Source organism: Streptomyces sp. NPDC104309, from assembly GCF_055584025.1.
Genome location: NZ_JBVJMV010000004.1, coordinates 227,492 through 243,661 on the forward strand (window position 1 = coordinate 227,492; position 16,170 = coordinate 243,661).

The 16,170-nt window shown below is 70.1% G+C and carries 15 protein-coding genes; 9 read left to right on the plus strand and 6 right to left on the minus strand.

Going from position 1 to position 16,170, the window contains the following annotated elements; all coding sequences use genetic code 11:
- Nucleotides 1-146 precede the first annotated feature (146 nt).
- The 5 genes from ACZ68L_RS07320 to ACZ68L_RS07340 all read left to right on the plus strand — a co-directional run bounded on the left by ACZ68L_RS07320 (nt 147) and on the right by ACZ68L_RS07340 (nt 5,195).
- Entirely contained in the window at nt 147-1,118 is a 972-nt protein-coding gene (locus tag ACZ68L_RS07320) for an SPFH domain-containing protein (protein WP_469574873.1), read from the plus strand.
- Nucleotides 1,115-1,360 (plus strand): type II toxin-antitoxin system antitoxin, encoded by a 246-nt coding sequence (locus ACZ68L_RS07325; protein WP_469574875.1) that lies wholly within the window; start codon nt 1,115-1,117, stop codon nt 1,358-1,360. The genes ACZ68L_RS07320 and ACZ68L_RS07325 overlap by 4 nt, the downstream gene beginning before the upstream one ends.
- Before the next feature lie 228 nt (nt 1,361-1,588).
- Nucleotides 1,589-2,113, plus strand: coding sequence for a PadR family transcriptional regulator (locus tag ACZ68L_RS07330; protein ID WP_361442573.1), 525 nt, complete (start codon nt 1,589-1,591; stop codon nt 2,111-2,113).
- Nucleotides 2,110-2,796, plus strand: a complete 687-nt coding sequence (locus tag ACZ68L_RS07335; protein ID WP_469574878.1) for an ABC transporter ATP-binding protein — start codon at nt 2,110-2,112, stop codon at nt 2,794-2,796. Before ACZ68L_RS07330 ends, ACZ68L_RS07335 begins: the two co-directional genes overlap by 4 nt.
- Nucleotides 2,793-5,195, plus strand: coding sequence for an FtsX-like permease family protein (locus tag ACZ68L_RS07340; RefSeq protein ID WP_469574879.1), 2,403 nt, complete (start codon nt 2,793-2,795; stop codon nt 5,193-5,195). The genes ACZ68L_RS07335 and ACZ68L_RS07340 overlap by 4 nt, the downstream gene beginning before the upstream one ends.
- A gap of 62 nt (nt 5,196-5,257) precedes the next feature.
- Here the strand turns inward: ACZ68L_RS07340 and ACZ68L_RS07345 are convergent, their stop codons facing one another.
- Complete coding sequence (locus tag ACZ68L_RS07345) at nt 5,258-6,217, minus strand: hydrogen peroxide-inducible genes activator (RefSeq protein ID WP_469574881.1); 960 nt, start codon at nt 6,215-6,217, stop codon at nt 5,258-5,260.
- Nucleotides 6,218-6,348: 131 nt separating this feature from the next.
- On the opposite strand from ACZ68L_RS07345, the gene ACZ68L_RS07350 reads away from it, so the two are divergent.
- A complete protein-coding gene (locus tag ACZ68L_RS07350) occupies nt 6,349-6,903 on the plus strand; it encodes a peroxiredoxin (RefSeq protein WP_031083404.1) in 555 nt (184 codons plus the stop codon).
- Between the two features lie 12 nt (nt 6,904-6,915).
- Nucleotides 6,916-7,449: an alkyl hydroperoxide reductase gene (locus tag ACZ68L_RS07355; RefSeq protein WP_389982665.1), complete on the plus strand. Its 534-nt coding sequence runs from the start codon at nt 6,916-6,918 to the stop codon at nt 7,447-7,449.
- Nucleotides 7,450-7,528: 79 nt separating this feature from the next.
- Here the strand turns inward: ACZ68L_RS07355 and ACZ68L_RS07360 are convergent, their stop codons facing one another.
- The 4 genes from ACZ68L_RS07360 to ACZ68L_RS07375 all read right to left on the minus strand — a co-directional run bounded on the left by ACZ68L_RS07360 (nt 7,529) and on the right by ACZ68L_RS07375 (nt 12,870).
- Nucleotides 7,529-9,004, minus strand: coding sequence for an AI-2E family transporter (locus ACZ68L_RS07360; protein ID WP_469574884.1), 1,476 nt, complete (start codon nt 9,002-9,004; stop codon nt 7,529-7,531).
- Between the two features lie 136 nt (nt 9,005-9,140).
- Complete coding sequence (locus tag ACZ68L_RS07365) at nt 9,141-9,851, minus strand: aggregation-promoting factor C-terminal-like domain-containing protein (protein ID WP_469574885.1); 711 nt, start codon at nt 9,849-9,851, stop codon at nt 9,141-9,143.
- 390 nt (nt 9,852-10,241) lie between these two features.
- Complete coding sequence (locus ACZ68L_RS07370; protein WP_469574886.1) at nt 10,242-11,564, minus strand: PhoH family protein; 1,323 nt, start codon at nt 11,562-11,564, stop codon at nt 10,242-10,244.
- 544 nt (nt 11,565-12,108) lie between these two features.
- Nucleotides 12,109-12,870 carry an isoprenyl transferase gene (locus ACZ68L_RS07375; protein ID WP_469574888.1) on the minus strand — a complete coding sequence of 254 codons (762 nt, stop codon included), beginning with the start codon at nt 12,868-12,870 and terminating at the stop codon, nt 12,109-12,111.
- Nucleotides 12,871-13,071: 201 nt separating this feature from the next.
- Here ACZ68L_RS07375 and mgrA point away from each other — a divergent pair, with 201 nt between their 5' ends.
- Entirely contained in the window at nt 13,072-14,112 is a 1,041-nt protein-coding gene (gene mgrA, locus ACZ68L_RS07380) for an L-glyceraldehyde 3-phosphate reductase (protein WP_469574889.1), read from the plus strand.
- 251 nt (nt 14,113-14,363) lie between these two features.
- Here mgrA and ACZ68L_RS07385 read toward each other — a convergent pair whose 3' ends face one another.
- Nucleotides 14,364-14,897, minus strand: a complete 534-nt coding sequence (locus ACZ68L_RS07385) for a hypothetical protein (RefSeq protein ID WP_469574890.1) — start codon at nt 14,895-14,897, stop codon at nt 14,364-14,366.
- A gap of 51 nt (nt 14,898-14,948) precedes the next feature.
- On the opposite strand from ACZ68L_RS07385, the gene ACZ68L_RS07390 reads away from it, so the two are divergent.
- On the plus strand, nt 14,949-16,100 hold the full coding sequence (locus tag ACZ68L_RS07390) for a winged helix DNA-binding domain-containing protein (protein ID WP_469574892.1): 1,152 nt from the start codon (nt 14,949-14,951) through the stop codon (nt 16,098-16,100).
- Nucleotides 16,101-16,170 lie beyond the last annotated feature (70 nt).

Sequence of the window (16,170 nt, forward strand, 5' to 3'; positions counted from 1 at the left end):
GCGGTCTTTTCCTGACGTGACAATCAGCACCCGCTCTGTAAGGAACCGACTCACCAGAGGCGCTCAAGGTTGCGAAGGCAGGTAATGTGTAATCACATTGCTAGCATTGAATCAGTCTCTGCCGGCCTTCTGAAACGGGGGATTCCATGTCCGACCACGACAATCCGTACGCCGTGTCCGCTCTGACCGCCGACCTCGCACCCGATGCCCCTCAGATGCCTGAACCGCAGGTGAGAGAGGTGACGGCACACAGCATCCCGGGCGGCCTCGGCCTGCTGCTGACCGTGGTCGGAGTGATCGCCGGCATCGGTCTCGCCATCGTCGGCGGCGTCGTCGGCTCGAACGGGAACAACGGCGTGGGCGTCCCGGTCCTGATCCTCGGGATCCTGCTCGTCATCGCCTCGTTCTTCTGCATGACGGGTGTGAAGATGGTCGCACCGGGCGAGGCGCGGGTGATCCAGCTCTTCGGCCGGTACGTCGGCACGATCCGCACCGACGGGCTGCGCTGGATCAATCCGCTCACCAGCAGCCGGAAGATCTCCACCCGGGTCCGCAACCACGAGACCGCCGTCCTGAAGGTCAACGACGCCTACGGCAACCCGATCGAGCTCGCCGCGATCGTCGTCTGGAAGGTCGAGGACACCGCGCAGGCGCTCTTCGAGGTCGACGACTTCCTGGAGTTCGTCGCCACCCAGACCGAGGCGGCCGTCCGGCACATCGCGATCGAGTACCCGTACGACGCCCACGAGGAGGGCGGCCTCTCGCTGCGCGGCAACGCGGAGGAGATCACCGAGAAGCTGGCCGTGGAGCTCACCGCCCGGGTGCAGGCCGCCGGCGTTCGGATCATCGAATCGCGCTTCAGCCACCTCGCGTACGCCCCCGAGATCGCCTCCGCGATGCTCCAGCGCCAGCAGGCCGGCGCGGTGGTCGCGGCCCGGCAGCAGATAGTCGAGGGCGCGGTCGGCATGGTCGAGATGGCGCTGACCCGGATCGCCGAGCAGGACATCGTCGAACTGGACTCGGAACGGAAGGCGGCCATGGTCAGCAATCTGATGGTGGTGCTGTGCGGTGACCGCGCGGCGCAGCCGGTCCTCAATACGGGCACTCTTTACCAGTGACGGAAGAGACCCCCGGGCGCAGGCCCCCGCCGCAGCGCAAGCAGATGCTGCTGCGACTCGACCCCGCGGTCCACGACGCGCTCGCCCGCTGGGCCTCCGACGAACTGCGCAGCGCGAACGCCCAGATCGAGTTCCTGCTGCGCAGGGCGCTGGCGGAGGCGGGCCGCCTGCCGGGCACGGCCCGCCCGATCCCCCGCCGGGGGCGCCCGCCGAGGGAGAGGCCGAACCCCTCCGGTGACTGAGGTCCGAGGGCGGGGAGTCCGGAGCCCCGGGACGGGCGAGGCCCGAAAACCGGGGCCCGGGAACCGGTGATCCCCGCCGATCACCCCGGGCCCGGGGTGATCGGCGGGGCATTTGCCCCCGCTCCGATGCGGTGCGGGACGGGGCCGGACCGGGGAGGTACGCGAGCCCTCCCCAGCCCGACCCCCGGGTATACACCCGAGGTATACACACCATGTATAGTGCTCCGCATGTCTATCGGCCACACCCTGCTCGGGCTCCTGGAGTCCGGCCCCCGCCACGGCTACGACCTCAAGCGGACATTCGACGAGAAGTTCGGCCACGACCGCCCCCTGCACTACGGGCAGGTCTACTCGACCATGTCCCGGCTGCTCAAGAACGGCCTCGTCGAGGTCGACGGCGTCGAGAGCGGCGGCGGCCCCGAGCGCAAGCGGTACGCGATCACCGAGGCGGGCATCACCGATGTCGGCACCTGGCTCGCGCAGCCGGAGAAGCCCGAGCCGTACCTCCAGTCGACGCTCTACACCAAGGTCGTCCTGGCCCTGCTCACCGGCCGCAGCGCCGAGGCCCTGCTGGACACCCAGCGCGCCGAGCACCTGCGCCTCATGCGCATCCTCACCGACCGCAAGCGTCAGGGCGACCTCGCCGATCAGCTGATCTGCGACCACGCGCTCTTCCACCTCGAAGCCGATCTGCGCTGGCTGGAACTGACCGCCGCCCGGCTGGACCGGCTCGCCGCGGAGGTGCGCGCGTGAACCCCGCCGGCTCCCTGCTCAGCGCCGACAGCCTGTACAAGTCGTACGGATCGACTCCCGCGCTCGACGGCGCCTCGTTCTCCATCCACCCCGGCGAGGTCGTCGCCGTGATGGGCCCGTCCGGCTCCGGCAAGTCGACCCTGCTGCACTGCCTCGCCGGGATCGTCACCCCCGACAGCGGCACGATCACCTACGCGGGCCGCGAGCTCTCCGCGATGTCCGACGCCGAACGCAGCGCCCTGCGCCGCACCGAGTTCGGCTTCGTCTTCCAGTTCGGCCAGCTCGTCCCGGAGCTGACCTGTGTGGAGAACGTCGCCCTGCCGCTCCGCCTGAGCGGGACCAGGCGCAAGGACGCCGAACGCGCCGCCCGCCACTGGCTGGAGCGCCTGGAGGTGGACAACGTCGGCGCCAAGCGTCCCGGCGAGGTCTCCGGCGGCCAGGGGCAGCGCGTCGCCGTGGCCCGTGCGCTGGCCGCGTCCCCGAAGATCATCTTCGCCGACGAGCCGACCGGCGCCCTGGACTCCCTCAACGGCGAGCGGGTCATGGAGCTGCTCACCGAGGCGGCCCGGTCCACCCAGGTCGCCGTGGTCCTGGTGACCCACGAGGCCCGCGTCGCCGCCTACTCCGACCGCGATGTCACCGTGCGCGATGGCCGGGCACGCGACCTGGAGCACGCGGCATGACTCTGCTCGACCACAAGAACGCCCCGGCCGACGCGCCGCCCCGGCCCGCCGCACCCACCGGCATCGCCGCCCTGCTGCGCGATCTCGGCCTGGGCGTCCGGTTCGCCGCCTCCGGCGGGCGCGAGGGCTGGATCCGCACCCTGCTGACCGCCGTCGGCGTCGGTCTCGGCGTGGCACTGCTGCTGGTCGCCGCCTCCGTGCCGCATTTCCTCGACGAGCGTTCCGCGCGTGAGCAGGCCCGTTCCGAGACCAAGATCTCCGAATCGCCCGACGCCCAGGCCAAGAAGTCCGACACCTCGGTGCTCCGGATCGACGCGGAGACGGAGTACCGCGGCCGCCCCATCAGCGGCTTCCTGATGCGCGCGGACGGTACCCACCCGGTCGTCCCGCCGGGCATCGCGAGCTTCCCCGTCGCGGACGAGATGATGGTCTCGCCCGCCCTGAAGAAGCTGCTGAACTCCTCGGAAGGCGGCCTCCTCAAGGAGCGGCTGCCGTACCGGATCACCGGCACGATCGCCGACGCGGGGCTCATCTCCCCGGGCGAGCTGCTCTTCTACGCGGGCAGCGACACCCTGACCCCCTCCAACGGCGGCCACCGGATCGCCGGTTACGGCGATCCGGGCCCGGGCAAGGAGATGCCGCCCGTCCTCATCGTGCTGATCATCATGATCAGCGTGGTGCTGCTGGTGCCGGTCGCGACCTTCATCGCGACGGCCGTTCGTTTCGGCGGAGACCGTCGCGACCGCAGGCTCGCCGCGCTGCGTCTGGTCGGTGCGGACATCCGGACGACCCGTCGGATCGCGGCCGGCGAGGCGTTCTTCGGGGCGGTGCTCGGCCTGCTGACCGGCCTGCTGCTCTTCCTGGTGGGGCGTCGGTTCATCGGCTACGTCGAGGTGTGGAACGCCAGCGCCTTCCCGTCGGACCTGGTCCCCGACCCCTGGCTGGCCACGCTGGTCGCCGTCGCCATTCCGGTGGCGGCGGTGCTCGTCACGCTGACCGCCCTGCGCTCGGTGGTGATCGAACCGCTCGGCGTCGTACGCAACAGCCGCAGCCGCAAGCGCCGACTCTGGTGGCGGCTGCTGATGCCGGTCGCGGGACTGGCGGTGCTCATGCTGTCCGGCAAGGCGGACGCCGTGGTGAACCCGTATCCGATCGCGGGCGGCTCCGTGCTCGTGCTCGTCGGGCTCGCCCTGCTGCTGCCGTGGCTGGTCGAGGCGTGCGTGAACCGGCTGCGGGGCGGCCCGGTGCCCTGGCAGCTCGCCACCCGCAGGCTCCAGCTGACCAGCGGGGCGGCCTCCCGCGCGGTCAGCGGCATCACGGTCGCGGTCGCGGGTGCGGTGGCGCTGCAGATGCTGTTCGCCTCGGTGGGCGACGAGTTCAACCGGATGACGGGACAGGACCCGACGCGCGCCCAGTTCTACACGTTCTCCGAGAACGTCACCGGTGACGCGGCCACCCGGACCATCAAGGAGTTCCGGGCCACCAAGGGCGTGACGGCGGTCACCGGCATGGTCGAGTCGTACGTCGTCAGGCCGGGCACGTACAAGGGCGACGACGTCCGGCCCACCACCTCGCTGGCCATCGGCGACTGCGCGACCCTGCGCGAGATCGCCCGGATCAGCACCTGCGAGGAGGGCGACGCCTTCGTCGTCCACCCCCAGGACAAGGAGATGGCCGAGTGGGTGGACAAGACGGCCCGCAAGGGCAAACCGGTCGAACTCAACTACGAGGCGGGATCGGTGCCCGGCGAGAAGTCGAAGCTGTGGACCCTGCCCGCCGACACTCCGACCGTTCTCACCCGCCGCGATCCGAGGGGCCAGGACCACTGGGGCATCATGGCGACGGTCGGCGCGATCGACCCGAGCACCCTGCCGCACGCGCAGACCAACGCGCAGATCCAGGTGGACCGGAACGTCGAGGACGTGGCCGAGTACGTACGGAACACGGCGGCCCGGCTCGACCCGGGGATGCGGGTCGTCAATCTGAGCTCGGTGGCCCGTGACCGGCAGTACGCCAGCGTGCAGAGGGGTCTCAAGGTCGGCGCGACCGCGACCCTGCTGCTGATCGCCGCCGCGATGCTGGTCTCGCAGCTGGAGCAGCTGCGCGAGCGCAAGCGCCTGCTCTCGGTCCTGGTCGCCTTCGGCACCCGGCGGACCACGCTCGGCTGGTCGGTGCTCTGGCAGACCGCCGTCCCCGTGGTCATCGGCCTGGTGGTGGCCGTCGCGGGCGGTCTGGGCCTGGGCGCGGTGATGATCAGGATGATCGCCAAGAAGGTGACCGACTGGTGGCTGTTCCTGCCGATGCTGGGCGCGGGAGCGGGACTGATCCTGCTGGTCACGCTGGTCTCACTGCCACCGCTGTGGCGCATGATGCGCCCGGACGGGCTGCGCACGGAGTGACGTCGCGGTAGCCACGAGGGGTGCGGTCCCCGAAAGACAGGACCGCACCCCTTCCGCCTGCCCTACGCGCCCGTCGTCACCCGTACCGGCAGCGTCTCCATCGCCTCCCGCAGCGCCGCCGCGAACTCCTCGAACTCCTCGTGCCGTGCCGCGCCCGTCCGCATCCCCAGCGCTACCCGTCGCGACGGTGCGGGTTCCGTGAAGTACCCGGTGGCCAACGCGTCGTTGCGGCCGGTCTCGACCGTCACCGCGGTACGCGGCAGCAGCGTCACCCCTAGCCCGCCGGCGACCAGCTGCACCAGGGTGGAGAGCCCGGCCGCGGTCGTGGTGACCGGCGCCCCCTGCGTGCGCCCCGCCTCCCGGCAGATGTCGAGCGCCTGGTCGCGCAGGCAGTGCCCCTCGTCGAGCAGCAGCAGCGGCAGTTCGCGCAGCGCCTCGCGTGGAATGTCGGTGCGCCCGCCCAGCCAGTGGTCCCGCTCCATGACCAGCACGAAGTCCTCGTCGAACAGCGGGAGTTCGGTCATGCCCGGCACCCCGAGCGGCACGGCGAGCAGCAGCAGGTCCAGTCTGCCCGCGGCCAGCCCCTCCAGCAGCGAGGAGGTCTGCTCCTCGTGCACCTGGAGGTCGAGGTCGGGATAGCGGTCGTGGACCAGCCGCAGCACGGTCGGCAGCAGATACGGGGCGACGGTCGGGATCACTCCGAGTCTGAGCACTCCGGTGAACGGTGCCCGGACCGCCTCGGCCTCCTCCATCAGCTCGCCGACGGCCTCCAGCACCACCCGGGCCCGGACCGCGAGCCGCTCCCCGGCCGGCGAGAGCAGCACCTTGCGCGTCGTACGCTCGATGAGCTGGACACCCAGTGCCTCCTCCAGCGCCGACACGGCCCCGGAGAGCGCCGGCTGACTCATCCCGATTGCTGCCGCCGCGTCCCTGAAGTGCAGATATTCAGCGACAGCCGCGAAGGCACGCAGCTGCGACAGACTGGGCTGTTTGGTTCGATTGCCCTGATTGCCCTGCGCCACTGATAGGCACCTCCGATCATCACGACCGAGTGTAGCTATTTCCGCGATCAATGCACTCTGTGCCAAGGTGGATCCCGTCCAACCCTCAGGAACTCCCACAAAAGGGAATTCCAACCCCGCAAGGAGAGCGCGTGCTCACTGTCGGTGACAAGTTCCCCGAGTTCGACCTGACTGCTTGTGTTTCGCTGGAGAGCGGCAAGGAGTTCGAGCAGATCAACCACAAGACCTACGAGGGCAAGTGGAAGATCGTCTTCGCGTGGCCGAAGGACTTCACCTTCGTGTGCCCCACCGAGATCGCCGCCTTCGGCAAGCTGAACGACGAGTTCGCCGACCGTGACGCCCAGATCCTCGGCTTCTCCGGTGACTCCGAGTTCGTGCACCACGCCTGGCGCAAGGACCACCCGGACCTGACCGACCTGCCGTTCCCGATGATGGCCGACTCGAAGCACGAGCTCATGCGTGACCTCGGCATCGAGGGCGAGGACGGCTTCGCGCAGCGCGCCGTCTTCATCGTCGACCAGAACAACGAGATCCAGTTCACGATGGTGACCGCCGGTTCCGTGGGCCGTAACCCCAAGGAGGTCCTGCGGGTCCTGGACGCCCTGCAGACCGACGAGCTGTGCCCGTGCAACTGGACCAAGGGCGAGAACACCCTCGACCCGGTCGCGCTCCTCTCGGGCGAGTGAGCTGACAGCGACATGGCACTCGACGAACTGAAAGCCGCCGTCCCGGACTTCGCCAAGGACCTGAAGCTGAACCTCGGTTCGGTCATCGGGAACAGCGACCTCCCGCAGCAGCAGCTGTGGGGCACCGTCCTCGCGTGCGCGATCGCCTCGCGCTCGCCGAAGGTGCTGCGAGAGCTGGAGCCGGAGGCGAAGGCCAACCTCTCCGCGGAGGCGTACACCGCGGCGAAGTCCGCCGCCGCCATCATGGCGATGAACAACGTCTTCTACCGGACCCGGCACCTGCTGTCGGACCCCGAGTACGGGACGCTGCGTGCGGGGCTGCGGATGAACGTCATCGGCAACCCGGGCGTGGAGAAGACAGACTTCGAGCTGTGGTCGCTCGCCGTCTCCGCCATCAACGGCTGCGGCCAGTGCCTGGACTCCCACGAGCAGGTGCTGCGCAAGGCCGGCGTGGACCGTGAGACCATTCAGGAAGCCGTCAAAATCGCTTCGGTGATCCAGGCGGTCGGCGTGACCCTCGAAGCCGAGGCCGTGCTCGCCGAGTAGGACCAGCACTACCCTTGAACGAGAAGGGCCCCGGGGACGACCGACCGTCCCCGGGGCCCTTCTTCTCATCCGCCTCGCGTCACTTGCCGGGCCCGTCCTTGGCGCCGCGGTCCCCGACGGCCTCGTCGTCGCCGTGGTCGATGTCCTCGGGCGGCGAGCCGGGCGCGGGGGTCGGAGCGATGTCGAGCGCGGTCGCCCCGTGCGGGGGCGGCGTGTGCCGCAGGGCCTCCTCCTGCCCGTACGCCCGCAGATAGCCGACCACCGTATTGGTGACCGCCACCAGCGGCACCGCGACGACCGCTCCGCCGATGCCCGCGATCATGCCGCCCGCGGCGACGGAGAGGACGACGGCGAGCGGATGCACCCGTACCGCGCGCCCCAGGATGAACGGCTGCAGCACATGCCCCTCGATCTGCTGCACCGCGAGCACCACGACCAGCACCATCAGCGCGGTGAACACGCCCTCGGTGACCAGCGCGACGACCACCGCGAGCGCTCCGGAGACCACCGCGCCGATCAGCGGGATGAAGGCGAAGAGGAAGATGAACACGGCGAGCGGCACCGCCATCGGCACCTTGAGGAACCAGATTCCGAGCCCGATGAAGATGGCGTCGATCAGCGCCACCAGGACCGTGCCCCGCACATAGGCGGTCAGGGTCCGCCAGGCGCGCGGCCCGGCACCCGCGACACCCGGCCGTGCCTGGGCGGGCACCAGCTTCAGCACCCAGTGCCAGATCCGCTTCCCGTCGTACAGCAGGAAGAGGGTCGAGAACATCGCCAGCAGCATCCCGGTGAGGAGCTCCACCATCACGGTGACGCCCTGGAGTCCGGCGGAGGTTATCTGCTCGGTGTTGGTGCCGATGGTGTCGCTGAGGTTCTTCGCGACATCGTTGATCTGCTGCTCGGTGACGTGGAAGGGGCTGTCGAGCAGCCAGTTCTTCAGGTCGTCGATACCCGTCCGCACCTTGTCGGAGAGGGTGTCGATGTTGTCCATGACCTGCCAGACGACGAACCAGCCGACCAGCCCGATGATGACGAAGCCCAGAATCGCGGTGACCGCGGTGGCCAGTCCGCGCGGCAGACCGTACCGCCGCAGCCGGGCGACGGTCGGCTGCAGCATCGCGGTGACGAGCAGCGCGGCGACGAAGGCCAGAACCACCAGCTGGACGGCGCTGATCACCCGCATCATCACCCAGAGGGTGCCCGCCAGGACGAGCAGCCGCCAGCCCGCCTCGGCCGCGACCCGCATGCCCCAGGGGATCGCCGCGACCGGATCGGGCCGGGCGGCCACGGAGGGGGCGTACGCGGGCGGCGGCGGCACATGGTCGGCCACGGCCTCACGCCGGGGCGCCTCGGCCGGTACGGGCCCGGCGGGGACAGCGGGCCCGGCAGGGACAGCGGGCCCGGCAGGGACAGAGGCGGGCACCGGCGGTTCGGCCGACACGGCCTCGTCCGCCTCGTCCGCCTCAGCCGCGGCCCTGCGATGCTCCAGCCGCTCGCCCAGTTCGGTCAGTTCGGCGCCCAGCCGGCCGAGCCACCCCGGAAGTTTCGACATGTCGTTCCTCTTCCCCCCGCTCTCGCTCCCCACCGCTCCCCCGGCGAGTCGTCCGGACCGACCGTACACGCGCGAAGCCCCTCACCGTAGGACGGCGAGGGGCTTCGAGAGGTTGAGACCGGAACCTCGGAAGGTTCTAGTACCAGTGATTGGCCTGCCAGAAGGACCAGGCACCGCACGGGCTGCCGTACTTGGCGCCGTTCATGTAGCTGAGGCCCCACTTGATCTGTGTGGCCGGGTTGGTCTGCCAGTCGGCTCCGGCACTCGACATCTTCGAGCCCGGCAGCGCCTGGACGAGGCCGTACGCACCGGAAGACGGGTTGCTCGCCCGGTAGTTCCAGGTCGACTCGACGTTCACGATGTTGCTGAAGCACTGGAACTGGTCGGCGGGAACGATCTGACGCGCCATCGCCTTGATCTCGGCCACGGTGTACGAGCCCTGCTGGGCGAACGTGGAGGCGCTGCGGATCTCGGAACGGCTGGCACGCTCGGCCGCGTCCTTCTTGTCCTGGCGCTCCTTCTCCAGCTTGGCTTCGGCCGCCTGCTTCTTCGACTGGGCGTCCTTGGCGGCCTGGATACGCGCCGCTTCCTCCACGGACTTCTTCGCCGCCGCGTCGGCCGCGGATGCCTGGGCGTCGGCCTGCTGCGTCAGCGAGGCGGTCTGCACCTGGGCCTGCTGGCCCGCGGGGATGTCTGCGAGCAGCGTGGTGTCGGCTGCGGTCGCCTCGAAGTTGTTGTTGTCGTCGACAGCAGGAGTGCTGCCCGAGGCAACGCCAACGACGGCGCCAACGGTGGTTACGGCAGTGGCGGATGCCACGGCGAACCCCCGGACCGAGATCCGGCTCACACGGTGTCCTTCCAGCATCGCCCGCTTAGGTGACCTCGCGGACGCAATCGTGCCCCTGGCGCTGGCCTCCCTACTGCTTGGGTCACGGGAGGCACGGGCCCGGTGGGCAACTCCCCGGAGGAAGTGCCGCGTGGTGCTCGCGGGCGGCATACGGACGTCGATTGTTGAGTTGTGTGGTGCGTGGCACCTCTGGAGGTGCGGGTGTGCCGTATGCGGGGCCTGACGGAAGCAAGACTCTGCCGGAACGTGACACCGGGAAGCAATTCTCCGTTGCGTGTGAAAGCTCACACCTCGTTCGGAGCAAGTGATTTACGGAAATGCCACCGCAGCACGATGCCGCCCGGCTAAGCTCCTTCGCTCGCCGGGCGGCACCAACTGTCGTATCCCGTATCAGATCTGGCCTTCCTCCAGCATTTCGGTCACCAGCGCGGCGATCTGCGAGCGCTCCGAGCGGGTGAGCGTGACGTGCGCGAAGAGCGGATGCCCCTTCAGCTTCTCGACCACGGCGACGACCCCGTCGTACCGGCCGACCCTGAGGTTGTCCCGCTGAGCCACGTCATGCGTGAGCACCACCCGGGAATTCGCCCCGATCCGGGACAACACGGTCAGCAGTACGTTCCGTTCGAGCGACTGCGCCTCGTCGACGATCACGAAGGAGTCGTGGAGCGAGCGGCCACGAATGTGGGTGAGCGGCAGGACCTCCAGCATGCCGCGCCGCAGCACCTCCTCGATCACCTCGCGCCCGGCGACCGCCGAGAGCGTGTCGAAGACGGCCTGCGCCCAGGGGCTCATCTTCTCGGCCTCGGTGCCGGGGAGATAGCCGAGCTCCTGCCCGCCGACCGCGTACAGCGGTCGGAAGACCATCACCTTCTGGTGCTGCCTGCGCTCCAGGACGGCTTCGAGACCGGCGCAGAGCGCCAGCGCCGACTTGCCGGTGCCGGCCCGGCCGCCCAGCGACACGATGCCGACATCCTGGTCGAGGAGCAGATCGAGGGCGATGCGCTGTTCGGCGCTGCGGCCGTGGATGCCGAAGACCTCCCGGTCGCCGCGCACCAGGCGCACGTTTCCCTCAGCGGTGACCCGGCCGAGCGCCTTGCCGCGCTCGGACTGGAGGACCAGCCCGGTGTGCACGGGCAGCTCGGCGGCTTCGGGGACGTACAGCGTCTCCTCGCCGTAGAGCAGATCCACCTGCTCGGCGGCGAGGGGCAGTTCCGACATGCCCGTCCAGCCGGAGTCCGTGATGGCGAGTTCGGCGCGGTACTCCTCGGCGAGGAGGCCGACCGAGGACGCCTTGATGCGCAGCGGCAGGTCCTTGGAGACGACCGTGACGTCGTACCCCTCGGCCTGGAGGTTGCGCGCGACCGCGAGGATCCGTGAGTCGTTGTCCCCCAACCGGTAGCCGGCGGGCAGTACGCCGGGATCGGAGTGGTTGAGTTCGACGCGCAGTGTCCCGCCCAGATCCCCGAGCGGGATCGGGGCATCCAGCCGGCCGTACCGGGTACGGAAATCGTCCAGCAGGCGCAGGGCCTGCCGGGCGAAGTACCCCAGCTCCGGGTGGTGCCGTTTGGCCTCCAGTTCCGTGACCACGACGATCGGGAGCACGACCTCGTGCTCGTCGAAGCGGGTCAGGGCGTTCGGATCGGCCAGCAGGACGCTGGTGTCGAGAACATAGGTGCGCCTGTCGGACATCCGGCGCTTTGTGCTGATCACCACGGAAGGACGTACCCCCTCGGACGAGGTTGGGGTGCGACGGCGTCGCGGAGCATCCCAATGGGAGAGGACGGACCGGGCTGCGACCCAGATGCACGGGCCGAGCACCGGCCCTCCGCGTCGGCCGCACTGTGTGTACGGTCCTTCGTGTGCAAAGGGCCTCCCGGGCGAGCGGACTCCATGCCGCTCACTTGGACACGACGTCCGCCTGGTTGGTGACCGGACATCGACCTGTCAGGGGTATTCCCTCGAACACGCGAAGCCATGCCGCCCGGGGGCGGGCGGCGAGCAGGGAGCAGCGGTCCGGGCCTGTGGGGTCGGGCACGCCACCCGAATGGCTCCGTACTCGAACGCCGGACGGGCTGGAAAACGACCGGGGCCGCCCTGGAACGCCGGGCGGGCCGGAAAGGACCGGAGGGGCGCGGTACCACCACGGGATGACCGACGAACGGCAGTGCTCAAGCCCGTCCGGCGGTCGAGAACGGGGCCGTACCGCCGGGAGCGGTGCCCTGGCATCGGGGCGGGGCCCCGCAAGGGGGTGGCGGTGTCAGCCGCCGTAGCGGCGGTGCCGGGCCGCGTAGTCGCGCAGGGCCCGCAGGAAGTCGACGCGGCGGAAGGCCGGCCAGAAGACCTCGCAGAAGTAGTACTCGGAGTGCGCGCTCTGCCAGAGCATGAAGCCGGACAGCCGCTGCTCACCGCTGGTGCGGATGACCAGGTCCGGGTCGGGCTGGCCCCGGGTGTAGAGGTGCTCGGAGATCAGGTCGGTGGAGACGATCTCCGCCAGGTCCTCGAAGGACGTCCCCCTGGCGGAGTGGTCCAGCAGCAGCGAACGGACCGCGTCCGCGATCTCCTGGCGCCCGCCGTAGCCGACGGCGACGTTGACCAGTATCCCGTCGACTCCCACCGTGGCCTGCTCGGCCTCCTTCAGGACGGTCTGGGTGTGTGCGGGCAGCAGATCGAGCGTGCCGACGTGATGGACCCGCCAGCGCCCGTCCGCCGCGAGGTCGCGCACGGTGTTCTCGATGATGCCGAGGAGCGGGGTCAGCTCGGACTCGGGCCGGTCGAAGTTGTCCGTGGAGAGCAGCCAGAGTGTGACGACCTCCACATCGGTCTCACTGCACCAGCCGAGCAGTTCCTGGATCTTGTCCGCGCCGGCCTGGTGTCCCTGCGCGGCCGTGCCGCCGGACGCCTTCGCCCAGCGCCGGTTGCCGTCGAGGATGACGCCGATGTGCTTGGGCACCTGGGTGTGGTCGAGGCGCGCCTCGACCCGGCGTGCGTAGAGCCCGTACACCAGGTCGCGCAAGTTCACTGAGTTCACCTCTCGGTTCTGTGCGGGCCCGCCCGCCCCGATGCCCGGGGGCCGGGGTCGTCCCATGGGGATCGCCGCACGACTCCACGGAGTCCATCGCCCCGCCCCGTGTCGCGGCGGTCCCCGAAGCCGCCACATTACTGCGCAGGCGGCACACCGGCCCAACCCGGCCTGTCAGAAGTCCGTGATAAGCAGAGAAACGTGACTGATTCTCCTCTCTTCTACCGGGCAGCCGGTTCGCGCTACGACTCCATGGAATACCGCCGCGCCGGCCGCAGCGGTCTCAAGCTCCCGGCCGTCTCCCTCGGCCTCTGGCACAACTTCGGCGACGACCGCACGCTGGACTCCCAGCGGGCGATCCTTCGCCGCGCCTTCGATCTCGGGGTGACCCACTTCGATCTGGCCAACAACTACGGGCCGCCGCCCGGCTCCGCCGAGCTCAACTTCGGCAAGATGTTCCGGCAGGACTTCGCCCCGTACCGGGACGAGCTGATCATCTCCACCAAGGCCGGTTACGAGATGCACCCCGGCCCGTACGGCGAGTGGGGCTCCCGCAAATATCTGCTGTCGTCGCTGGACGCCTCGCTGAAGCGCATGGGGCTCGACTACGTCGACATCTTCTACTCCCACCGCTTCGACCCGGACACCCCCCTGGAGGAGACGATGGGGGCGCTGGCCTCCGCCGTACAGCAGGGCAAGGCGCTGTACGTGGGTGTGTCCTCGTACAACGCGGAGCAGACGGCCGAGGCGGCCCGGCTGCTCAAGGAGATGGGCGTCCCCGCCCTGATCCATCAGCCGTCCTACTCGATGATCAACCGCTGGATCGAGGACGACGGGCTGCTCGACACCCTGGAGACGGCCGGCATGGGCTGCATCTCCTTCGTGCCGCTCGCCCAGGGCCTGCTCACGAACAAGTACCTGACAGGCATCCCGGAGGGTTCGCGGGCCACCCAGGGCAAGTCCCTGGATCCCGGTCTGCTCTCCGACGAGGTGGTGCGCCGGCTGAACGGGCTGAACGACATCGCCCGGCGGCGCGGCCAGTCACTCGCCCAGCTGGCACTCGACTGGGTGCTGCGGGACAGCCGTATGACGTCGGCGCTGATCGGCGCGTCGAGCGTGCGACAGCTGGAGGAGAACATCGCGGCGCTCTCGGGGCAGCCGTTGTCCGACGAGGAGCTGAAGGAGATCGACACCTTCGCCGTGGACACCGCGGGCACCAACATCTGGGCCGGACGGAGCTGACGGGAGCGGCCCTCGCGGACCGGTGAGCGAAGGCCGTACGCGGAGGCGGTCCGTGGCCGGCACGCGGGCCGCTCGGGGCCGCCACCGCGGGGCCACAAAAAACGGGCCGGTCCGTGGGGGGGGATACGGACCGGCCCGAGGGGGGGGTTTCCACCATAACCCTTCGTAAGTGATGCTGCGTGCCACGCCACTCCACAATTACTCTCCGAATTCACCGGACTCCGTTCCGAGCACGGTGTCGGGTGGACGTCTCAGTGGCCGCCGACCGGTTTCACACAGCCGGTTCCTTCGAGGTACCGGCCATGGGCCTCGGCCGTGACGAGCCCGTTGACCAGGCCGTCCAGCGCGCCCTCCACGCAGATCGGGCCGAGCTCGACGATGAACGTGGTGCGGTGGGGGCCGAAGGTGCCGGTGGAGATGGACCCGGGGCTGTACCCCAGACCGGCGAGCGCCTCGTGGAGCCGGGACTCGGTGGTCCTGCGGCCCTCCGCGATCCCAGCCAGCCCGGCCTCGACCTTCTTCACCTCCGCCTCGCCCCTGGCCCGGTCGGCCGGGGACAGCTCCGCGGTGGACTGGAAGGCGTGGTTCTCCCGGTAGTGCGGTGCACCGTCGCCGGCGCCGGGTTCGGCATAGGGGGAGGCGGGGCCCGCCGCGGGCGGACCGCTGCTCCCCGCACCGGGTCCGGCGTCCCCGGCGCGCTGTGTGCCGCAGCCTGAGAGGGCGGCCGTCAGGACGAGCACCGCCGCGGTGGCGAGGGCCTTGGCCGGATGTCTCGCAGGGGTCATGCGCCGAGTATGGGACAGACCTTGTCCTGATGGGCCGCTAGTTTCCGGAACATGACGACACGAACCTCGATCGTGACCTGGAACGAGGCGAACGCGCGCCGGCTGGAACGCCAGGGGCTCGCCTCTCCGACGCGTCTCGCCCCGGCCGATGTGGTCGGCGCGCTGCCGGCCGCGCACGCCCAGGTGCTGTCGGCCGCCGAGCTCTCCGTGGGGCTGCGGACGGCCGGTGTGACCCGCACCGATGTGCGCGAGGCGCTGTGGACACGGCGCACCCTGGTCAAGACGCACGGTCCGCGCGGCACCGTCCATCTGCTACCGATGGCCGAACTCTCCTTGTGGACGGGCGCGTTGTCCGCCGTACCGACCGGACGCAGTCCGTTCCCGGCGGATGTCCGGATGACCCCGGAGCGGACCGAGGCCGTGATCGAAGCGATCGCGGACGCGCTGACCGGCGCGGAGCTGACCGTCGACGAGCTCTCGGAGGCGGTGGTGGAGCGTACCGGGGCGTGGGCCGGGGAGCGGGTGATGCCCGCGTTCCAGGACATGTGGCCGCGCTGGCGGCAGGTGACGCATCTCGCGGCTCACCGCGGCGCGCTGTGCTTCGCACCGGATCGCGGGCGCAGAGTCACCTACACCCGTCCGGACGTCGTCCCGCTCGACGGCCCGGAGGCGCTCGCCGGGCTCGTGCACCGCTATCTGCGCGCGTACGGCCCGGCCACCCCCCAGCACTTCGCGAAGTGGCTGGCGGCGCCGCATCGTTGGGCCGCGGACCTGTTCGCGGGAATGGCCGCACGCGGGGAGATCGAGGAGGTGCGGTACGAAGGGGAACCGGCCTGGCTGGTGGCGGGCGACACCGCCTTTCCGTCGGAACCGGTGCGCGGGGTGCGGCTGCTCCCCTACTTCGACGCGTATCTCATCGCGTCCCAGCCGCGCGAGAAGCTCTACCCCGGCGCGGCCCACATCCGTGCGCTGGCGGGTGGTCAGGCGGGGAACTTCCCGGTGCTGCTGGTCGACGGGACCGCGGCCGGGGTCTGGCACCAGCGCCGGTCGGGGCGGCGGATCGCCGTGACGGTGGAGCCGCTGTCACCGCTGACGGCCGGGCAGTTGCGGGGGCTGGAGGAGCAGGTGGGCCGGGTCGGCGAGGTGCTGGAGGGGAAGGCGGAACTGATGGTGGGAAAGGTGGCGGTGGGGGCGCACGCGTAGCGTCCGCCGGTGCGAGCGGCGCGGTGACGGCTCGGGGCCTCCCGCCCCGTCCGATCGCCGTTCCGACCCG